The 18427-nt window shown below is 37.5% G+C and carries 16 protein-coding genes and 1 pseudogene; 12 read left to right on the top strand and 5 right to left on the bottom strand.

What is annotated here, in order from left to right; translation table 11 throughout:
- The first annotated feature begins 118 nt into the window (after nucleotides 1-118).
- Together MUB24_RS12495 and MUB24_RS12490 are read left to right on the top strand one after the other, a co-directional pair.
- Nucleotides 119-1906, top strand: coding sequence for a vWA domain-containing protein (locus MUB24_RS12495; protein ID WP_244704522.1), 1788 nt, complete (start codon nucleotides 119-121; stop codon nucleotides 1904-1906).
- On the top strand, nucleotides 1890-3230 hold the full coding sequence (locus tag MUB24_RS12490; RefSeq protein WP_244704520.1) for a vWA domain-containing protein: 1341 nt from the start codon (nucleotides 1890-1892) through the stop codon (nucleotides 3228-3230). Before MUB24_RS12495 ends, MUB24_RS12490 begins: the two co-directional genes overlap by 17 nt.
- A gap of 337 nt (nucleotides 3231-3567) precedes the next feature.
- Here the strand turns inward: MUB24_RS12490 and MUB24_RS12485 are convergent, their stop codons facing one another.
- Together MUB24_RS12485 and MUB24_RS12480 are read right to left on the bottom strand one after the other, a co-directional pair.
- Entirely contained in the window at nucleotides 3568-4278 is a 711-nt protein-coding gene (locus MUB24_RS12485; RefSeq protein ID WP_244704518.1) for a hypothetical protein, read from the bottom strand.
- Nucleotides 4271-4477: a hypothetical protein gene (locus MUB24_RS12480; RefSeq protein WP_244704516.1), complete on the bottom strand. Its 207-nt coding sequence runs from the start codon at nucleotides 4475-4477 to the stop codon at nucleotides 4271-4273. The genes MUB24_RS12485 and MUB24_RS12480 overlap by 8 nt, the downstream gene beginning before the upstream one ends.
- Before the next feature lie 77 nt (nucleotides 4478-4554).
- Here MUB24_RS12480 and MUB24_RS12475 point away from each other — a divergent pair, with 77 nt between their 5' ends.
- The 8 genes and pseudogenes from MUB24_RS12475 to MUB24_RS12440 all read left to right on the top strand — a co-directional run bounded on the left by MUB24_RS12475 (nucleotide 4555) and on the right by MUB24_RS12440 (nucleotide 13217).
- Complete coding sequence (locus MUB24_RS12475; RefSeq protein ID WP_244704514.1) at nucleotides 4555-5478, top strand: hypothetical protein; 924 nt, start codon at nucleotides 4555-4557, stop codon at nucleotides 5476-5478.
- A 227-nt stretch (nucleotides 5479-5705) separates the two neighbouring features.
- Nucleotides 5706-6254 carry a peroxiredoxin gene (locus tag MUB24_RS12470; protein WP_244704512.1) on the top strand — a complete coding sequence of 183 codons (549 nt, stop codon included), beginning with the start codon at nucleotides 5706-5708 and terminating at the stop codon, nucleotides 6252-6254.
- A 115-nt stretch (nucleotides 6255-6369) separates the two neighbouring features.
- A complete protein-coding gene (locus MUB24_RS12465) occupies nucleotides 6370-6819 on the top strand; it encodes a TlpA family protein disulfide reductase (RefSeq protein ID WP_244704510.1) in 450 nt (149 codons plus the stop codon).
- 298 nt (nucleotides 6820-7117) lie between these two features.
- The gene (locus MUB24_RS12460; protein ID WP_244704508.1) at nucleotides 7118-8872 is read left to right on the top strand and encodes an ABC transporter ATP-binding protein; all 1755 of its coding nucleotides are present in this window, start codon (nucleotides 7118-7120) and stop codon (nucleotides 8870-8872) included.
- Nucleotides 8873-8912: 40 nt separating this feature from the next.
- Nucleotides 8913-10706, top strand: a complete 1794-nt coding sequence (locus tag MUB24_RS12455) for an ABC transporter ATP-binding protein (RefSeq protein WP_244704666.1) — start codon at nucleotides 8913-8915, stop codon at nucleotides 10704-10706.
- A gap of 59 nt (nucleotides 10707-10765) precedes the next feature.
- Nucleotides 10766-11239 (top strand): annotated as a pseudogene (locus MUB24_RS12450) (MFS transporter); the annotation flags it as partial.
- Nucleotides 11240-11429: 190 nt separating this feature from the next.
- Nucleotides 11430-12278, top strand: a complete 849-nt coding sequence (locus MUB24_RS12445; RefSeq protein ID WP_244704505.1) for a CvfB family protein — start codon at nucleotides 11430-11432, stop codon at nucleotides 12276-12278.
- A 279-nt stretch (nucleotides 12279-12557) separates the two neighbouring features.
- A complete protein-coding gene (locus MUB24_RS12440) occupies nucleotides 12558-13217 on the top strand; it encodes a potassium channel family protein (RefSeq protein WP_244704503.1) in 660 nt (219 codons plus the stop codon).
- 189 nt (nucleotides 13218-13406) lie between these two features.
- On the opposite strand, the gene rnjA is transcribed toward MUB24_RS12440, so the two are convergent.
- Both rnjA and MUB24_RS12430 read right to left on the bottom strand, forming a co-directional pair.
- Entirely contained in the window at nucleotides 13407-15074 is a 1668-nt protein-coding gene (rnjA, locus tag MUB24_RS12435; RefSeq protein WP_244704501.1) for a ribonuclease J1, read from the bottom strand.
- Nucleotides 15071-15289 carry a DNA-dependent RNA polymerase subunit epsilon gene (locus MUB24_RS12430; protein WP_244704499.1) on the bottom strand — a complete coding sequence of 73 codons (219 nt, stop codon included), beginning with the start codon at nucleotides 15287-15289 and terminating at the stop codon, nucleotides 15071-15073. The genes rnjA and MUB24_RS12430 overlap by 4 nt, the downstream gene beginning before the upstream one ends.
- Nucleotides 15290-15649: 360 nt before the next feature.
- Between MUB24_RS12430 and MUB24_RS12425 the strand changes: the two genes are divergently transcribed.
- Entirely contained in the window at nucleotides 15650-16417 is a 768-nt protein-coding gene (locus MUB24_RS12425) for a Cof-type HAD-IIB family hydrolase (protein ID WP_244704497.1), read from the top strand.
- A gap of 62 nt (nucleotides 16418-16479) precedes the next feature.
- Here the strand turns inward: MUB24_RS12425 and def are convergent, their stop codons facing one another.
- On the bottom strand, nucleotides 16480-17034 hold the full coding sequence (gene def / locus MUB24_RS12420) for a peptide deformylase (protein WP_244704495.1): 555 nt from the start codon (nucleotides 17032-17034) through the stop codon (nucleotides 16480-16482).
- Nucleotides 17035-17326: 292 nt separating this feature from the next.
- Here def and MUB24_RS12415 point away from each other — a divergent pair, with 292 nt between their 5' ends.
- The gene (locus MUB24_RS12415) at nucleotides 17327-17983 is read left to right on the top strand and encodes a YkyA family protein (protein WP_244704493.1); all 657 of its coding nucleotides are present in this window, start codon (nucleotides 17327-17329) and stop codon (nucleotides 17981-17983) included.
- Nucleotides 17984-18427 lie beyond the last annotated feature (444 nt).

The following is an 18427-nucleotide window of genomic DNA, read 5'->3' as shown; positions in this document are numbered from 1 at the left end:
ACCGGGGACCTGCAGGACGCAGGTCACAAAGGCGTTGCGACAGGATGTCGCGAATTTAGCCTTTGATCCTTACTTTTTGAACATCCTTTTAAAGGGCTATTGCAATGAGGTGACCAAATTGGGTGTAACAAATCCAGGATTTTTATTACTAACAGCATTTATTGGGGCAGTATTGCTTTTTTATATGTTTCGTAAACAATATGAAAAAATGATCATCCCGTCTAATTTGTTGTGGGAGCAAGTGATGAACGAATGGCAAGCATCCCCTTGGTTGAATAAATTACAACGCAATCTATTATTATTGCTACAGCTTATGATTTTATCTTTATTGATGCTAGCCCTTGTCCATCCTATTATTAAGACGAAAGGCATTCCTGGGGAACACCTTTTATTTGTCATCGATGATTCAGCCTCCATGGCAGCCATCCATAATGAAATGACCCGATTTGAAGAGGCTAAATCAGATCTAAACGAGTATATAAACCAAATGGATGATCAGGAGATTACATTGATTTCTGCTGGGCGAGAGCCACACCTGCTGCTAAATAAGGAGACAGATAAAAAAGTGATTCGACAGGTAGTCAATGAATTAGAGCTCTCTTATGAACATAGTGATATGAAAAAAGCGATACGATTGGCGGATTCGTTAGCCAATGCGGAAGATTCCTCTCTTTATATATTCTCTGATTCTTTGAAACAAGAAGAATTAACTCATTTACCAGAGACACTGCCGGTTACCGTTGTGAATCATGGAGAGAATGGGCCTAATCTAGCGATTAAGTCTTTCGGTATTGGAATGGAAGACAAGCAAATTTCTGCAGTCGTTCTCATTGAAAATCAAATCAATCAGCAGGAAGCGGTCGAATTACAGGTGCTTTCTGACAAAGACATTTTATTTTCAGATACCATTTCAATAGAAGCGAAAGAAGAAAAAATGATTGCGATTCCCGATTTGCCGCAGAAGGATTATTATAAAGCCCAGATTTTGGTGGAGGATGATTATCAGGTTGATAATCAAATGATTGCGATTCATCAAGTGCCTTTTTCAAAAATATATGCCCTTGGCGATGTTAGTCCATTTGTATTGAAGGGACTTGAAAATATCGGCTATGATGTGATCCAATTGGATTCCGCTACGCAGGAGATGGATCTCACAGACGGAATGGTTGTGACGGAGAATATCGGGGTGCAAGACTGGCCTGATCGGCCAATATTAGCGATTACACCTGAGCAGCATGAAAAAGTGCCATTGAGCGAGCAAATAACCGTCACGAATGACCCGCTTTTTCAGTATGTCGATTTTGACAAAACCTTTATTCAATCGGTTGACCGGACAGAAGCCGCTTTATCTCTTCCCGTTATTGCGGAAAGCGAAGGATTCCCACTTATTCAAAAAGGGATTTTGAATGACACGGCATCCATTGTCATTCATTTCCCTATTGAAGAATCGGATTGGCCACTGCGCCCTGGATTTCCAATTTTTCTTTATCATGCGGTACAATGGCTTTCTTCCCAAGATGCTTTTTTAGGCTTTTTTCAGCCAGGTGAAGAAAAATGGATGAATGTGAAGAAAGAGACGGCACAATGGAAGCTCTTTAATGAGGAAGGAGAATTTATCCGGACTTATTCCCTTGATAAGGAGAGTTTTGTGGCACCGCGAAAACCTGGTTTATATCAGATTATGGTCCAAGATAAAAAGAAATATTTAGCGGTTCAATTAGATGATCGAGAAAAATCGATTCCCTTTCAGCCTTCGTTTCATGTCCAACACGGAGAAGACAATGGTAAAAAAATAAAACAAGCCAATGAGCGTCTATATGATAAAGGTTGGTTTTGGCTCGCTTTTGGAGCTTTGATTCTATTGTTTGTAGAGTGGGAGGTGACAAGACGTGGGACTAGAGTTTAAATATCCCATCTTGTTTGTTCTCCTTATTCCGGTAGCGGTTGTTGTTTTTTTATTTTATCTACAAGCACAATCATTTTCTATAAAAGATAAGAGAATAATCGCTACCCTTAGAAGCCTCTCTTTTCTATTTTTGATTGCAAGCTTGACGATTCCACAGCTAGTTCACAAGATAGATGAGAGAAATGTGGTTTTTGTGGCGGATGTCTCAGCAAGTATGAAGGGGACAGACGAACAAATGCTAGATTGGATTTCAAATAGTTTGGATGAGAAACGGGAAAAGGATGGCTTTGCCATTGTGGCAATGGGGAAGGAAGCTGGTGTTGAGCAAGCCTTTCACCATCAAAGCGAACTGATCCAGAAGTTTTCTGGGGAAATAGATCCTTATGACACCAATTATGAAAAAGGGATACAGCTTGCCCAGTCGATTCTACCGACACAAAGAAATGGCAGAGTCATTCTCTTATCTGATGGAAACGAGACAGCCGGAGACTTACTCGCAACAGCTAGACTTTTAAAACAAAAAGGCATTGTTTTAGACTATGTTCCCATTGCAGGAGAACATGAGTCGGATATGGCGATCACAGAAATGGAGGTTCCTCCCATTCTTTATGAGGGGGAGACCGTACAAATAAAGCTGAAAATCACAAGTAATGACGAGAAAAAAGCCCGTTTAAAAGTTTTTTTGAATGATAGTGAGTTGATTCGGAAGGAATTGGAAGTAAAAGAAGGAACAAATTTATATACGTTTACCCATATAGCAGAAAATACTGGTTTACACGTATACAGGGCCGAAGTAAATGCAGAAGAGGATGCCTTTTCAGAAAATAATCAGCTTTTTTCCGTTTCAAATGTAAAAGGGCCTCCAAGGGTATTAGCTGTTCAGAATGAGGATGAACCAGGTCATTTTGCTGCATTGAAAGCATCAGACATGGTGGTCGATCAAATCACACCAGAATTGTTACCATCCAATCTTTCTGGGTTTATCCAATATGACTCTATTTTGTTTGACAATATTTCTGCTACAGATGTTGGAGAAAATAAAATGATGTTGATTGAACGGGCGGTAAAAGAATTTGGAGTAGGTTTTGTCATGGCTGGTGGAGATGAAGCTTACGGACTTGGCGGTTATTTCAAAACGCCCATTGAGGATTTATTGCCCGTACACATGGAAATAAAGGGAAAGGAAGAATTGCCCTCCCTAGGATTGGTTATTGTGTTGGATCGTTCCGGTAGCATGGAAGGGAGCAAGCTATCACTGGCGAAAGAAGCAGCGGCGCGATCTGTTGAATTATTACGAGACAAGGATACACTTGGGTTCTCTTAATAGATTAATAGACATAAAAAACCAATATTACCAATGTCCAAAGGCACATTTCACATGTTATTTCTAATAGTATCAAGAAAAGAAAGAAGTGGTTTTTCGCTTCGCTCAAAACAATATAAAAAGCACCTTTCCGGGTGCTTTTTATATTTCCATACCTCTATCCATTTCATGACGATTTTCAACCTTGTTTATACGCTCAATACGCTCAAATTTGCCTTTAGGGGTTTTGCTTTTTATTCATTTAATTATTTTTTTACCCGTTTAACAACGAAAAATATCACTGCAATAATTCCACAAACTAAAAGTGCCAAGATACCAAAAGTAATCAACAAATTAGTCATTGAGCTCTACTCCATGAAGGAGATGTAACTGTGTACTGGTCTCCCTTAGATGTAGTTACAGTTGCTTGGCTATACATAGTAGTGTATGAAGGTAATACAGATGAATATTTTTTTGTCTTATCCATTTTAGTTGAATTTAAATTACTAGTTTTAGACATACTAACACTACCTTTATAAACTCGTCCTACAGTTGGATATTTACCACTCCACCCAATAATTCCATAAGCTGAATGGTGTGTTGCTAATGAAACTTTTTTTAAAGATCCTGAATTTCTAGTTAATGTTAAGTTTCCTCTAAAAGTAGATGTTCCAGCAACATATGCTATATTTTGATACATAGTACCTTTTAGTGTCACTTTAGTTCCAAATTTACTTAAAGTCTTTGAAACAGCCTTAGAACTACTGCCAGCACGTAACTCGATACCCGAATTATTTTTCAGGTTTTTGGCTTGATTTAATAAAAAAATAGTATCTTCCTCGGACAGAATAGAACCTTCATCATAATTTTCAGCTATAGAAATTTCCCTTTCATTTTTTTCCTCATCAGTCATAGATTTGTATAATTTTTCATCCTCTGCCGTTAAAACTTTAGACGCTTCTTCTAAAGTCACACCCTCAATAGCCTCCGCATTTACATTAATAACTGGAAAAACAAACGGTAACATTAACAGAAAGCTAAAAAGTAAAAAATACATTTTCTTATTCAATTTTAAAATCCCCCTTAACATTTAATATAAATACAAATAAATTTAACCATAATTTTCTAAAAAAGTAAAATTGTAATATACCATCCGATTCAAAAATAAATTCCAAGACCAAAATGCACATAGAAAGCCTGCACTTTATAACCGGCCACATCCAAATGCTTGGCACCTGATTTTTCAAGCCAAAATCAACGATATTCATAGGATGTACTCCCCTACCCCCATACTCTATAAATCCTTATAATATATCTTTCTCTTTCAAACACTAAAATACCATTATTGGTTTCTATCTTTCTCCAACATTTGGAAACTAGTTCGCCGGTTCTTGCTAAGTGGCAATATGGCTTAGGAAAAACAATTGCTTATACTTCTGACTTAAGTGGAAAATGGGCAGGAGAGTTTGCAAGCTGGGATAACTGGCCATTGTTTTTGAATCAACTTATTACTGATACCTTACCAAATGGGAATAGTGAACCCTATTCTATCACTGTTGATACCCAAAATAGTGAAACCCTTGTTCACTTAACGTCTTCAAATAATAATGGTTTACCAATCAAAACACAAATCGTTTCCCAGTCAGGAGATGTGGTGGACACAAGTATGAAGATGACCGCACCTGGGAAATATAATTTGACAATGGAACAGAAACCAGGATTGTACTTTTTGAGCGTGAAGGAACGAACTGAGGATGGGGAATCAAAAGTGTTTAAAACGGGTTTTACCGTACCCTATTCCGAAGAGCTTTTAATGAAAGGGAATCGTTTTTCCCTTTTACAGGAGGCTGCTGAGCTAACAGGCGGAAAACAATTAGAAAACAGTAAAGAGGCATTTGCTGCCTTACCGGAAAAAACAGAAAGAAAGCAATCCATTGCTCCATGGTTCATCCTACTGGCTTTTCTGTTCCTTTTTATCGAAATTGCCGTTCGAAGATTTGGATGTCCTTCTTTCGGTATTCTAAAGTGGAAGTTTGCTTCCTCAAAAGAAAAGCGAAAAGGTTTGGTTGGTGGGGAAAATCGGCGACCGCGAATGCCAACCCACACAACGGATAAAAATCAAGCAGACGTAACCAAGGATAATAATCTTATAAAATCAAAAGTTTCACATCAGGTGAATAGAAAACAAACACAAGGACCAAAGGATCAGCAAAACAACCGCCAAGAAAATATGAAAAGATTATTAGCAGCAAAGAAAAAGAAGCGGTAATCCGAAAGACATCAGGCAAATTGGTTTATAAAAATTGAAACAAATGATAGGATAAATACAAAGACACTTAGGAGTACATTTTTAAACAATAATCACTTCTTGCTTATAGTTATTATAAATAGGTTTGACAAGACTTTTTAGAATAATTATAATGTGAAATATCAATAGTTGAGAAGATATTATGATTTTCTCAATTAAATAAATACCAAGAAAGAGGGATTTTTGCTATGGCAGATCGTATGGTAGGTAAACAAGCACCACGTTTTGAAATGGAAGCAGTTATGCCTAATAAAGAATTTGGGAAAGTCAGCCTTGAAGAAAACATGAAAAATGACAAATGGACCGTCCTTTTCTTCTATCCAATGGATTTTACATTCGTATGTCCAACAGAAATTACAGCAATGTCTGATCGTTATGATGAATTTGAAGATCTTGATACAGAGGTTATCGGAGCATCAACGGATACCATCCATACTCATTTAGCTTGGATTAACACAGACAGAAAAGAAAATGGTTTAGGAGAATTAAACTATCCACTTGCTGCTGATACAAACCACTCAGTTGCAAAAGAATATGGAGTGCTTATTGAAGAAGAGGGTGTTGCTCTTCGTGGTCTCTTTATCATTAATCCTGAAGGTGAACTAATGTATTCTGTAGTGAACCATAATAATATTGGTCGTGATGTTGACGAAACACTACGTGTTTTACAAGCCTTACAAACTGGTGGTCTTTGCCCAGCAAACTGGAGACCTGGACAAGAGACACTTAATGTTTAATTAGATTTCACATTTTATTTTGATTATATAAAGTGGGACAAGCCATCTATGCTTGTCCCCATATTTTGCACATTTCTTGGAATAGATCCTAATTCATTGAGGGAGGTTTTTCATTATGAAACTACGTGCACCCATGCCTGCTTTAGAAGGAGCAACCGCTTGGATAAATGGTGAGAGAACAAAAGATCAACTAGTAGGTGAAAAGCCAACATTAATTCATTATTGGTCCATTAGCTGCCATCTTTGTAAAGAAGCGATGCCACAGGTGAATCAATTCCGTGACCGATACAAGGATAAATTAAATGTGATTGCTGTCCATATACCAAGATCTGAAAATGATCTTGATCTTGATGAGATTAAAACGGTTGCTGAAGAACATGGAATCACTCAGCCAATTTTTGTTGACAGTGAATTAAAATTGGCTGATGCTTTTGAAAATCAATATGTTCCCGCCTACTATGTGTTTGATAAAGAAGGCAATTTGCGTCACTTCCAAGCCGGTGGTGGCGGGATGAAAATGCTTGAAAAAAGAGTAAACCGTGTATTAGGCGAATTGGAAAAATAAAAAAACTCTATTCATTATTTTTTGAGGATGCCCATAAGATTTCATGGGTATCTTTTTTTATTTTTATAATCAATTCCCTCGCAACCTGGCTTGAAAACGATTATAATAATCAGGGTGAAAAATACACAAATAATTTGAGGTGAGGAAGATTTCTTCTTGAAAAATGGCGATTCAGACTTTAGATGTAGGGAGATCGGATATTCGAATGAAAAAACGATAATTTACAAAAAACAGTGGAAATTTATTTCGGAAACCGATATATTATGTAGTACGGTTGCAAGCCTAAAGGAGGGATCAAATGCAAACGTTCAAAAAGTTAAAGCAATATTATTGGCCATATAAAAAATTCTTTATTATCTCAACATTTTTCTTGTTTGTTGTTACGGCCATCACTGTGGTTTACCCAATCGTTCTTCAGCTGACCATTGATAATGTTGTATTAAATCAGCAATATGATTGGATCGTCCCTTTGACGTTAGCATTTTTTGGAATTATGCTTATAAAAGCAATTGCGACATTTTTTCAGCAATATATGGGGGATTTATTCGGAATTAGCTCTGTGTATCGACTACGAAATGTTTTATACGAAAAACTTCAATTTTTACCGTTTCGATATTATGATAATGCAAAGACAGGGGACTTAATGTCACGACTTACAGCCGATGTTGAATCATTTCGATTCTTTTTATCATTTGGCTTTGCGGAAATTATAAGACTTGTATTATTATTAATCGTTACCTTTGGTGTCATGTTTTATTATTCTGTTCCACTAACTTTGGCAACCATGGTTTCACTACCTTTTTTATGTATCGTTGTTTATAAGTTTGATAGGGCTGTTCATCCAGCGTTTCGGAATATCCGTCGATCTTTCGGGAGATTGAACACAAATGTTCAAGAAAGCATTTCGGGTATTAATACGGTGAAGTCTTTATCGCGTGAGGAATTTCAAAATCAAAAATTTAATGTTTCCAATGAAGACTACAAAGACCGTAATATCTTCATCTCGAATATTTGGGCTAAATTCTTTCCGTTAATGGAGTTCCTTGGAGATTTCTGTGTAATTGCGTTACTGTCCTTAGGAGGATATTTTGTCATCAAAGGTTCTTTACAGCCTGGTGAATTGGTCGCTTTTTATAGTTTAGTTGGCTTTATTTTATGGCCCATTATGAATCTAGGATTTACCATCAATCAGTTTTCACAATCTAAAGCATCTGGTGAACGCTTATTAGAGATTCTTGAGGCTCAAGAGGATATTACGGATAAAGAAGATGCGTATTCCCCTGAACGTCTTGAAGGAAGAGTGGAATTTAGAAATGTCTCCCTGCGCTATGCGGGCGAAGATATTTCATCCTTAAAAGATATTAATTTTGCAGTCGAACCGGGTCAAATTATTGGACTTGTCGGCGCAACCGGCTCAGGGAAAACGAGTATCACTCAATTGATTACTAGATTTTATGATGTTGAATCTGGTGAGGTGCTTGTTGACGGTAAAAATGTAAAAGACTATTCATTGAACGCCCTGCGGAGTAATATTGGATTTGTACTCCAGGAAAGCTTTCTCTTTTCCTCTTCAATTAAAGCAAATATTGCCTATGGTCGGCCTGATGCAAGTATGGAGGATATTATCGATGCAGCGAAAAGAGCAGATGCCCATGAATTTATTACACAGATGCCTAATGGGTATGATACTGTTCTCGGTGAAAGGGGACTTGGATTATCTGGTGGTCAAAAACAACGTATAGCCATTGCACGTGCCATTTGCTTGGATCCAAGTATTTTAATTCTGGATGATGCCACAAGTGCTGTAGATATGGAAACTGAATTCAAAATTCAAGGGGCGATGAGAGAGGTCATGAAAGGACGGACTACTTTTATCATTGCTCATAGAATTTCATCTCTGAAACATGCAGATGAAATACTTGTATTAGAAAACGGAAGAATTGTAGAAAGAGGAACCCATGAGCAATTGATACATGGAAATGGTTTGTATGAAAGGGTCTATAAAATTCAATTTCAAGACCAAAAGGCGATTTTGCAAGGGCAGAGAGGGTGAGTAATAGGTGAAAAAAGCAAAAAAGGTAAATCCGCTTGTGATGGAACGTTTTCAATATTCCACAGAGCAATTGATTGATAAACCATTTAACTGGAAACAACTCTATCGTTTATTGAATTATTTAGGTCCTTATGTGAAAAATCTTCTGCCAGCATCTATTATCACTGTCTTGATTACGACCGCCATCCGATTGGTCATTCCGATTATGATTGGTGTCTATGCCTTGGATAAAGCGATAAATACTGAAAAGAATATTGCTTATTTAATGTGGATCGTTTCCGGTATAGCAGTCCTTTATATTATCAGTTATGTGGCCAACATTTATAGAATTAAATGGAGTAACGAATTAGGACAAAAAGTGATTTATGATTTACGTAAACATTTGTTTACCCACGTACAAGGATTGTCCCATCGCTTTTTCGATCAGCGCTCTGCTGGATCGATCCTTGTAAGAATTATGAACGACACGAATTCGCTTCAAGATTTGTTTACGAATGGGGTTATTAATGTATTTATGGATATATTGATGCTCTTTGGTGTCATTATCATCCTATTCACATTAAGCCCACAGCTAACATTGGCCGTTTTAGTGGTCCTTCCTTTGATGTTTTTTCTTTCTACAACACTTAGGAGAAGCATTCGCCGATCCTGGCAATATATGCGACTAAAGCAATCAAAATTAAATTCGCACTTAAATGAAAGTATCCAAGGGATCAGGGTCACGCAAAGTTTTACACAAGAACAAGAAAATATGGCTTATTTTGAAGGGGTTAATACAGAAAACTTTGAGGCTTGGCGGCTGGCAACGAAAAAAAGCGCCATGTTTCGTCCGTTAGTTGACGCAACGAATGCCGTTGGAACTGGAATATTATTATGGTATGGTTCTCATTTAATTCAGATTGGTTCTCTCTCCCTTGGACAATTCGTCTCTTTTGCTTTTTATATTGGCATGTTTTGGGAACCAATCTCAAGACTTGGGCAACTATATAATCAATTATTAATGGCGATGGCTTCTTCGGAAAGGATTTTTGAGTATTTAGATGAACTTCCGATTGTTGGTGAAAAAGAAAAACCGCTTAAACTCGGGAACATTGAAGGACATATTCAGTTTGATCAAGTAGAATTTTCCTACGATGAAGATAGAAAAGCTTTAAACGGAATTTCTTTGGAAATGTTGCCTGGCCAAACCATCGCACTTGTGGGCCATACGGGTTCAGGGAAATCAACGATTGCGAACCTCATCACTCGTTTTTACGATCCGACAGCCGGTGCAGTTCGCATTGATGGGAAAGATTTAAAAGATGTTTCTCTAAGAGAACTACGTCAGCAAATAAGCGTTGTGCTTCAAGATACATTTATCTTTTCGGGAACGATTATGGAAAATATTCGCTTTGGTAATCCTTCAGCAACAGATGAACAAGTAAAGGCTGCTGCAGAAGCGATTGGTGCCGATAAATTCATTAAAAATTTACCGATGGGCTATGAAACGGAAGTCGAAGAAAGAGGGAATATTTTGTCGGTGGGTGAGCGACAACTATTATCCTTTGCAAGAGCACTTTTGGCAAATCCTCGTATTATTATTCTAGATGAAGCGACTGCTAGTATTGATACAGAAACAGAAGTGCAAATTCAAAGAGCTTTACGGACTTTACTTGAAGGAAGAACATCGATTATTATCGCCCATAGACTTTCAACGATTAGGGATTCGGATAAAATTTTCGTTCTTCAACAGGGAGAAATTATTGAAGAAGGGAACCATGATGAATTAATGGCGTTAAAAGGCGAGTATTATCGTTTAATTGAAGCACAGTTTAAAGTAATGGAGGCTATTTAACTTTAAAAGAAAAAGGAGGTTGACCGGACTTACGGTCTACCTCCTTTTTACGCCTTTTATTTAAAGGAGAAAACATAATGATACGAATCTCGTTATTTAACTTTTTCTATTATTGGGTCATTTCGCTTATCAACGCCTTTTTACCATTATTATTTCGATTCAAAGGTTTAAGTCCTGGGCAAATTGGGATTGTTCTTTCCGTTGGACCGATTGTGGCCATTTTTTCTCAACCCCTCTGGGGAATTATTTCAGACAAACGACAATCCGTAAAAAGTGTCATTTTATTTCTTCTTGTAGCTGCTTTTATAACGGGACTTGCTGTTTTTTTCAGTCCAACGATTGTCTTGTTGGTCATTATGATGATGATTTTTCACTTCTTTATGTCTCCGATTCAACCTTTGCTTGATAGCCTATCGACTATTTTTGCAAAAGAGAATGGTGTCAGTTATAGTTCGATACGGGTGTGGGGGTCGATAGGTTTTGCAATGGCTTCATTTGTATTGGGTACAGTTTGGGGGAGGCTTTATTTATAAAATGGGCTCCATCTCAGCATTGGTTGGGGCGATTCTCTTTTTTGTATTACATATGAAAGATAGAGGGAGACAAAAACAAGCACAGAAAGCTTGATATTTTTCCTAACAAGTTTTGTTTCTATTTAAGGCATGATATAATTTGTTCTACTCCTTCGTGAGAGTGAATGAATTTAAGAGTGGAGGATCAAATATGGAAGCTGGGACAACAGCCATATTAGAAGTAGTACGAGAGGCCCCTTTTGGTTATTTTTTATCGGATGGGGAAAATGATGTGCTTTTACACCATCTAGAAGCGAACAAATCCATTGAGCTTAACCAAAAAATAGAAGTATTTTTATATCAAGATCATCAAGGGAGATTGTCTGCCTCTCAGACAATTCCTTCTGTCCAAGTAGGAAAATATGACTGGGTTGAGGTGGTCGGCGTTAAAAAAGGCCTTGGTGTTTTTATTGATATAGGGCTCAAAAAGGATATTCTTGTATCATTAGATGATCTACCAGATTCCATGGAACTTTGGCCTAAAGAAGGGGACAAGTTATTCTGTACATTGGTTAGAAATAATAAAAATCGCCTATTTGGGCTGCCTGCAACAGATGAAGTGATGCGAAAACAAGCAAAACCAGCGGATAAAAGTTATTTAAATCGATCTGTCGATGGGACTGTGTTCCGCGTACTGCTTGTCGGGTCCTCGATCGTGACAGATGAAGGTATAATAGGATTTATTCATGAATCAGAGCGAACGGAAGAGCCACATTTAGGAGAAAAGATAACGGGCCGCGTCATCGCTGTAAAGGAAGATGGCACAATCAACCTTTCTTTACTGCCAAGAATACATGAGAGGCTTGATCAGGACGCACTTCTCATTTATGATTATTTAATGGGGCGGGGCGGAACAATGCCCTATTCAGATAAAAGCCAGCCTGAGGATATAAAGAAGCGTTTTAATATGAGTAAGGGGTCATTTAAACGTGCATTAGGAAAATTATTAAAAGAAGGAAAGGTCTACCAAGAAGATGGTTGGACGCATGCAAAAAAATGATGGAGAATATGTAAAATGAACGCATAAATGTAGAGCAGAATGGCGAAGACATATGGGTGTGGCGACCCTAGCCATTCTTTCTATACCAAGGCGCCTTGCGCTTTTCTAATAAGGTAAGTATAAATATAGGCTAATGCTGGATCTAGCTCCAGGCGCCATCGGCTCGAGGTCAAATAACCCTGAACCTATGAAGGGATAGATCGCCCTTCCTAGGTTCAGGAACATTTGCTTGTCGCCGATAAGCGGGCGCCTTGCGCTTTTCTAATGGGGGAATGATTTGTGAAAAAACAATTTGCTGTTATTGGTCTCGGGCGTTTTGGTGGAAGTATTTGTACGGAATTATTAGAGCAGGGAATGGAAGTGTTGGCAATTGATAGGGATGAGGAACGAGTAAACGAATATGCCTCCATTGCCACTCATGCAGCGATTGCTGATACGACAGATGAGGCTGCTTTAAAAAGTTTAGGGATAAGAAACTTTGACCATGTCATCGTGGCAATTGGTGATGATATTCAATCCAGTATTTTAACGACCCTTATTTTAAAAGAGCTAGGCGTACATTACATTACAGTCAAAGCGCAGAATGATCATCATGAAAAAGTGCTTCGAAAAATTGGTGCTGACCATGTGGTGCATCCGGAACGTGACATGGGAAGAAGGATTGCACACTATATCGTTTCTAAAAATATTCTCGATTACCTAGAGCTCTCCGAAGAATATAGTATTGTGGAAATAAAAGTGAATGAGTTGCTCGCAGGGCATTCATTGATCGATTTAGATGTTCGCGCAAAATATGGAATCAATATCGTTGCGATAAAAAGAGGGAGAGAAATTATTGTTACACCTCCTGCTGAAGCCCCTTTGCAGAAAAATGACATTTTGATTGTCATTGGGGCAGATACAGATATTAATCGCTTTGAAAAAAAGGTGTTAGGATAAGAAAAGCGCAAGCGCCTTGGTCAGCCCCGACAAGCAAATGTTCTGAGACAAGAAAAGTCCGGTTTTGACTTTTCTTGTCTCAGGTTATTTGACCTCGAGGGGCTAGGTGCTGGAGCTAGATCCAACATTATACTTTCCTATCCTGTAAGAAAAGCGGAGGGGCAGCCCTCCGCTTTTTGCGTGATAGGATTAGACTTCCATGATAATGGGTAATATCATTGGACGTCTTTTAGTTTTTTCGTATAAAAAAGGTGTCAGTGTATCGATAATCTCATTTTTTATTTCGGCCCATTGAGTTGTCTTCCGATCCATCACTTTATTTAAATGCATTGTAATATTTTTTTGAGCTTCATTAATAAGATCCCCGGATTCTCTCATGTAGACAAATCCTCTTGAAATAATATCCGGTCCCGCCATAATCTGATGATTTTCCATATTAATGGAAACCACCACAATCACTAATCCTTCTTCAGATAGAATCTTCCGATCTCGTAACACAATATTCCCAATATCACCAATTCCGCTACCATCAATATAGACGGAACCGGAAGGGATTTTTCCTGCTACCTCTGCTGCATCACTGCTAAGAGCAAGCACCTCACCGTTATCCATCACAAAACAATTTTCCTCTAACACACCACATTCAACGGCTGATTTTGCATGCATTCTTTGCATCCGAAACTCACCGTGAATAGGCATGAAAAACTTTGGTTTCATAAGACGAAGCATGAGTTTTTGTTCCTGCTGTCCGCCATGTCCGGAGGTATGGATATTATTCAATGATCCAGCTATGACATCAGCCCCAGCTCTATATAATAGATTAATCGTTCTATTAACACTAATTGTATTTCCAGGAATAGGTGAAGATGAAAAGACGACCGTATCACCAGGCTGTATTTGTATTTGACGATGCGTACCATTCGCAATTCTTGATAAAGCTGCCATTGGTTCACCTTGACTTCCTGTACAAAGAATAGTCACTTTATTGGCAGGAAGACGATTTAATTGTTGTGGGCTAATAAATGTTTCCTTTGGTGCCTGTACATAGCCTAACTCTTGGCCTATTTCAATTGCTGCATCCATACTCCGTCCAAATACGGCAATTTTTCGGCCGTTTGCGACTGCCGCATCGGTAACTTGTTGCAGCCTATGAATATTAGAAGCAAAAGTAGCAAAGATCACTCTGCCATCGACCTTGCGAAAGATATCATCAATGCTATCCCCCACTTGCCTTTCTGACATTGTAAAATGAGGAACTTCCGCGTTTGTACTGTCAGATAAAAGACAAAGTACACCTTCTTTTCCGATTTGAGCCATCTTCGTTAAATTTGCAGGCTCTCCAACGGGTGTAAAATCAAATTTGAAATCCCCTGTATGCACAATATTCCCAGGTGGAGTTTTCACTACAATGCCGTATGAGTCAGGAATACTGTGTGTCGTTCTAAAAAAAGTAACAGAGGTTTTCTTGAATTTAATGATATCTTCCTCATGAATTTCGAACATTTGCGTTTGCCTTAATAACCCATGTTCTTCGAGTTTGTTGCGAATAAGTCCCATCGCAAGTTTCCCTGCATAAATAGGAACATTTACCTGGCGAAGCAGGTAAGGAATTCCACCGATATGATCTTCATGTCCATGTGTGATAAAGAGTCCCTTAATTTTATCGCTATTTTTTACTAAATAAGTATAATCTGGAATAACATAATCAATTCCAAGTAGCTCATCTTCCGGAAATTTAATTCCTGCATCGATGATAATAATTTCATCTTGAAATTGAACTCCATAAGTGTTTTTTCCGATTTCACCTAATCCTCCAAGAGCAAATACTGCTGTTTGATCATTTTTTACAAATTTCATGATGAATGATTCTCCTGTAATTTAAATTGCGGGCTGTTTTTTTCATACTCTAAATGCGCCCCCTCTAAAACTTGTACAAGTTCAATATTAATTGGACGTTCTTTTAGCAGACGTCTCACCTCACGCTCATTTGCAGCCTCTATATATAGGGTCTGCGTGTTTTCGCGTACGGGCATTTCCTTCTGCTCTGCTTGATAATAAACTTTAAAAATCATAATACCTCTCCTTTTTTACTGATTGTCTTTTTATAAATAGCAATATTGTTGAAGGCTCTATTGGGTTCTAATAAAGAATAAGCCCTCCGAATAACAGAGGGGCTTGATTGAAAAATAATAATCAGGTCAAGCTATCGTTTTCTTTCTTAGCAAATCCTTCCACTGTTTTAAAAGCTTTTTCTTGAGCTTCTTCAACATTGTGGATCACTCCCTAATTCTATTTTAACCGATAATAGGCGAAAGTAAAAGTAACTTATCGATTAAGAGGTCCTTTTTGTGCATTTTATCTAAGTTTATTATATGCTTTTAAAGAGAGTCTATCATCATTCATCAGGTGGAAATAACTGGAGGAATAAAAAAATGAGCAAAATTGTTTTCTTCGATATAGATGGGACTTTACTGGATGATCAAAAAAACCTATCTATATCTGCGAAAGAGGCGATCACCAACTTACAAAAAGATGGAATTTACACAGCTTTGGCAACAGGAAGAGCACCTTTTATGGTGGAGCCGTTATTAAAAGAATTAAATATGGATTCATATGTTAGTTTCAATGGGCAATATGTTGTATTTAAAGGAAAGGTTATCTATAAAAATCCTTTACATCCTAAGCATTTAAGTGGATTGGAGGAGGAAGCCGGAAAGCATGGTCACCCAATTGTTTACATGAATGAATCCATCCTAAAAGCAAATGTCGATTATGATAAACGAATTGCAGATAGCTTGGGAACTTTACATTTGGAGCATCCCGATTTTCAATCTGATTTTTACTGGAAAACGGAAATTTACCAAGCCTTACTTTTTGCAAGTGAGGGGGAAGAGGATTATACCCATGAGTTTAATGAATTTCGTTTTATTAGATGGCATGAAAATTCTATAGATGTTGTTCCAAAAGGTGGATCTAAAGCGGAGGGGATTAAAAAACTTATGGAAAAACTAGGTTTTAAGATGAAGGATGTATTTGCTTTTGGCGATGCCTTAAATGATATCGAAATGTTGCAAACGGTTGGTACCGGAATCGCTATGGGAAATGCGTTAGATCCAGTGAAAAAAATTGCGGATATTGTCACAACCAATGTGGAGGATGATGGAGTAGCCAACGGATTAAAAAAAGTAGGTTTGCTTTAAAAACATATAAAAATGAACCTTTCACCAAAGAAATATATTTGCACTTTGATGAAAGGTTCCTATTATCCAATTGGGATCGCATCTTCTGGCGCTAGTAAAGGATTTTCTTTATCAATACGATCATAAAACATAATCCCATTTAAATGATCTATTTCATGTTGAAAGACAATGGCTGGCATCCCTTTTAATCTTAGTTTTACTTCTTTTCCGCGTTCAATATCAAAACCTTTAAGAGTGATACGCGCATGGCGAAGAACAACACCGGGAACATCCCGATCAACAGACAAACAGCCCTCTCCAGAAGTCAAATATGACTTTTCGACAGAATGGCTGACGATTTTTGGATTTATTAGGGAATAGTAGAATTCCTTCCCATCTTCTTCTTCAAGTCGAACAGCGATCATTCGTTTTGATATATTAATTTGTGGAGCGGCAAGACCTACTCCCGCACGCAACTGATATTTTTCACTAATTTCAGGATCCTGACTATTGGCCAAAAATTGTTGCATTTTTTTTAATGTATCGATATCTTCTTGCGAAGGAGGCATTTCTACTTCTTGTGCGATTTCTCGCAAAACCGGATGGCCTTCTCTCACAATATCTTTCATTCGAATCATAGAACCATTTTCCCCCATTCTGGTTGCCTTTGAATAAAATTAAGGTTATAAGAAAAGCGCAAGGCGCCCGTAATCGTCGACAAGCAAATGTTCTGAGACAAAGAAAGGCGTTTTTTTGCCTTTCTTTGTCTCAGGTTATTTGACCTCGAGCCGATGGCGCCTGGAGCTAGATCCAAACATTAGCCAAATTTTATACTTTTCCTTATAAAATTATCTTATTTATTCTCAAGAATGTTGTCAAATTATAGCTGAAAGGGTATAGTTTTTAATGGAAGATGTTAGGAGGGTTTAGATGAAAAAACTGATTTCTTTTCTAGTCATTGGTCTATTTGTAGCTACGATTGTTGCATGCTCATCTCCTGAAGAAAGCGCTTATCAAATTATGGAGGATGCTGCTTCAAAAGAGGCCGATTTTGAAAAACAGCAAGAACCAATGAACAAATTAGAATCGAACGAAAAGGCTTTGTTTGATCAAATCATGGAACTTGGAATGAAAGAGTTTGAACAAATTCAAAAATTAGCCGACAAGGCTTTGACGAATTTAGACGAACGAGAAAAGCTTATGAAAAAAGAAAAGGAAGCTCTTGAAAAATCCAAGGAAGAATTTCAAAAGGCAAAGGCAGAATTGGACAAAATTAATGATGAAAAGTTAAAAAAAGAAGCACAACAGTTGGAAGACATAATGAATGATCGATTTAATGCTTATGATGCCCTTCATTCTGCTTATCTTAAGGGGCTTTCTGAAGATAGAAAGATCTATGAACTGGTGAAAGATGAAGAACTTTCAATGGATTCACTTCAGGAGCAAGTTGAGGCCTCTAACAAAGCATATGAAGAAGTAAAAGAAGCGAATGGCACTTTTAACGAAAAAACAGAAGAATTTAATAAGAAAAAGTTGGAATTCTATAAAAAGGCTGGATTTAAAATTACCTCTGACAACAAAGAATAAAGGGAAACAACGGTTGAGTTCCTGTTTTCTGCTTGAAAGTTTTGCTTATTTCATATCTGCTCACATAAAAGGTAATCTATAACAGATTCAAAAGAAAACTATTTATATAACAGGGAGGCTGCCATTTGTAATACAGTTCACAAAAATGATTATCTGGACTTCCTGTTCAGTGCAGATTTATTGACGCGTTCTACCTTATCATGTAAACTGAACAAGTGAAAAGTTGTTTTAATTTTTTTGTGGATTGGATTAATACAGTTTGTTTTTTCAACATGGATATTCTTTTTTTGTTATTCTTCATAAAATGAAAGTTTCTTTTTATGTACTCAAGTTTCGGACATGCTAAATAAGCCTTAACGCTTGGTATGAAAGGGATAGGTACAATTCTATTATCATGCTGTCCCAGCATGAAGTAGTGGATTTCGCAAATAGTCAGGTAATTTG

The sequence above is a fragment of the Lederbergia sp. NSJ-179 genome (assembly GCF_022867885.1).
Classification (GTDB): Bacteria; Bacillota; Bacilli; order Bacillales; family Bacillaceae_C; genus Lederbergia.
The sequence above is the reverse complement of the archived record's forward strand: the minus strand, read 5'-3'. Positions and strand labels throughout refer to the sequence as shown.

Coding starts and splice junctions, on each gene's coding strand:
- MUB24_RS12480 (WP_244704516.1), bottom strand. CDS start 4,477: ATGAATATCGTTGATTTTGGCTTGAAAAATCAGGTGCCAAGCATTTGG.
- MUB24_RS12470 (WP_244704512.1), top strand. CDS start 5,706: ATGGCAGATCGTATGGTAGGTAAACAAGCACCACGTTTTGAAATGGAA.
- MUB24_RS12465 (WP_244704510.1), top strand. CDS start 6,370: ATGAAACTACGTGCACCCATGCCTGCTTTAGAAGGAGCAACCGCTTGG.
- MUB24_RS12460 (WP_244704508.1), top strand. CDS start 7,118: ATGCAAACGTTCAAAAAGTTAAAGCAATATTATTGGCCATATAAAAAA.
- MUB24_RS12455 (WP_244704666.1), top strand. CDS start 8,913: ATGGAACGTTTTCAATATTCCACAGAGCAATTGATTGATAAACCATTT.
- MUB24_RS12445 (WP_244704505.1), top strand. CDS start 11,430: ATGGAAGCTGGGACAACAGCCATATTAGAAGTAGTACGAGAGGCCCCT.
- rnjA (WP_244704501.1), bottom strand. CDS start 15,074: ATGAAATTTGTAAAAAATGATCAAACAGCAGTATTTGCTCTTGGAGGA.
- MUB24_RS12430 (WP_244704499.1), bottom strand. CDS start 15,289: ATGATTTTTAAAGTTTATTATCAAGCAGAGCAGAAGGAAATGCCCGTA.
- MUB24_RS12425 (WP_244704497.1), top strand. CDS start 15,650: ATGAGCAAAATTGTTTTCTTCGATATAGATGGGACTTTACTGGATGAT.
- def (WP_244704495.1), bottom strand. CDS start 17,034: ATGATTCGAATGAAAGATATTGTGAGAGAAGGCCATCCGGTTTTGCGA.
- MUB24_RS12415 (WP_244704493.1), top strand. CDS start 17,327: ATGAAAAAACTGATTTCTTTTCTAGTCATTGGTCTATTTGTAGCTACG.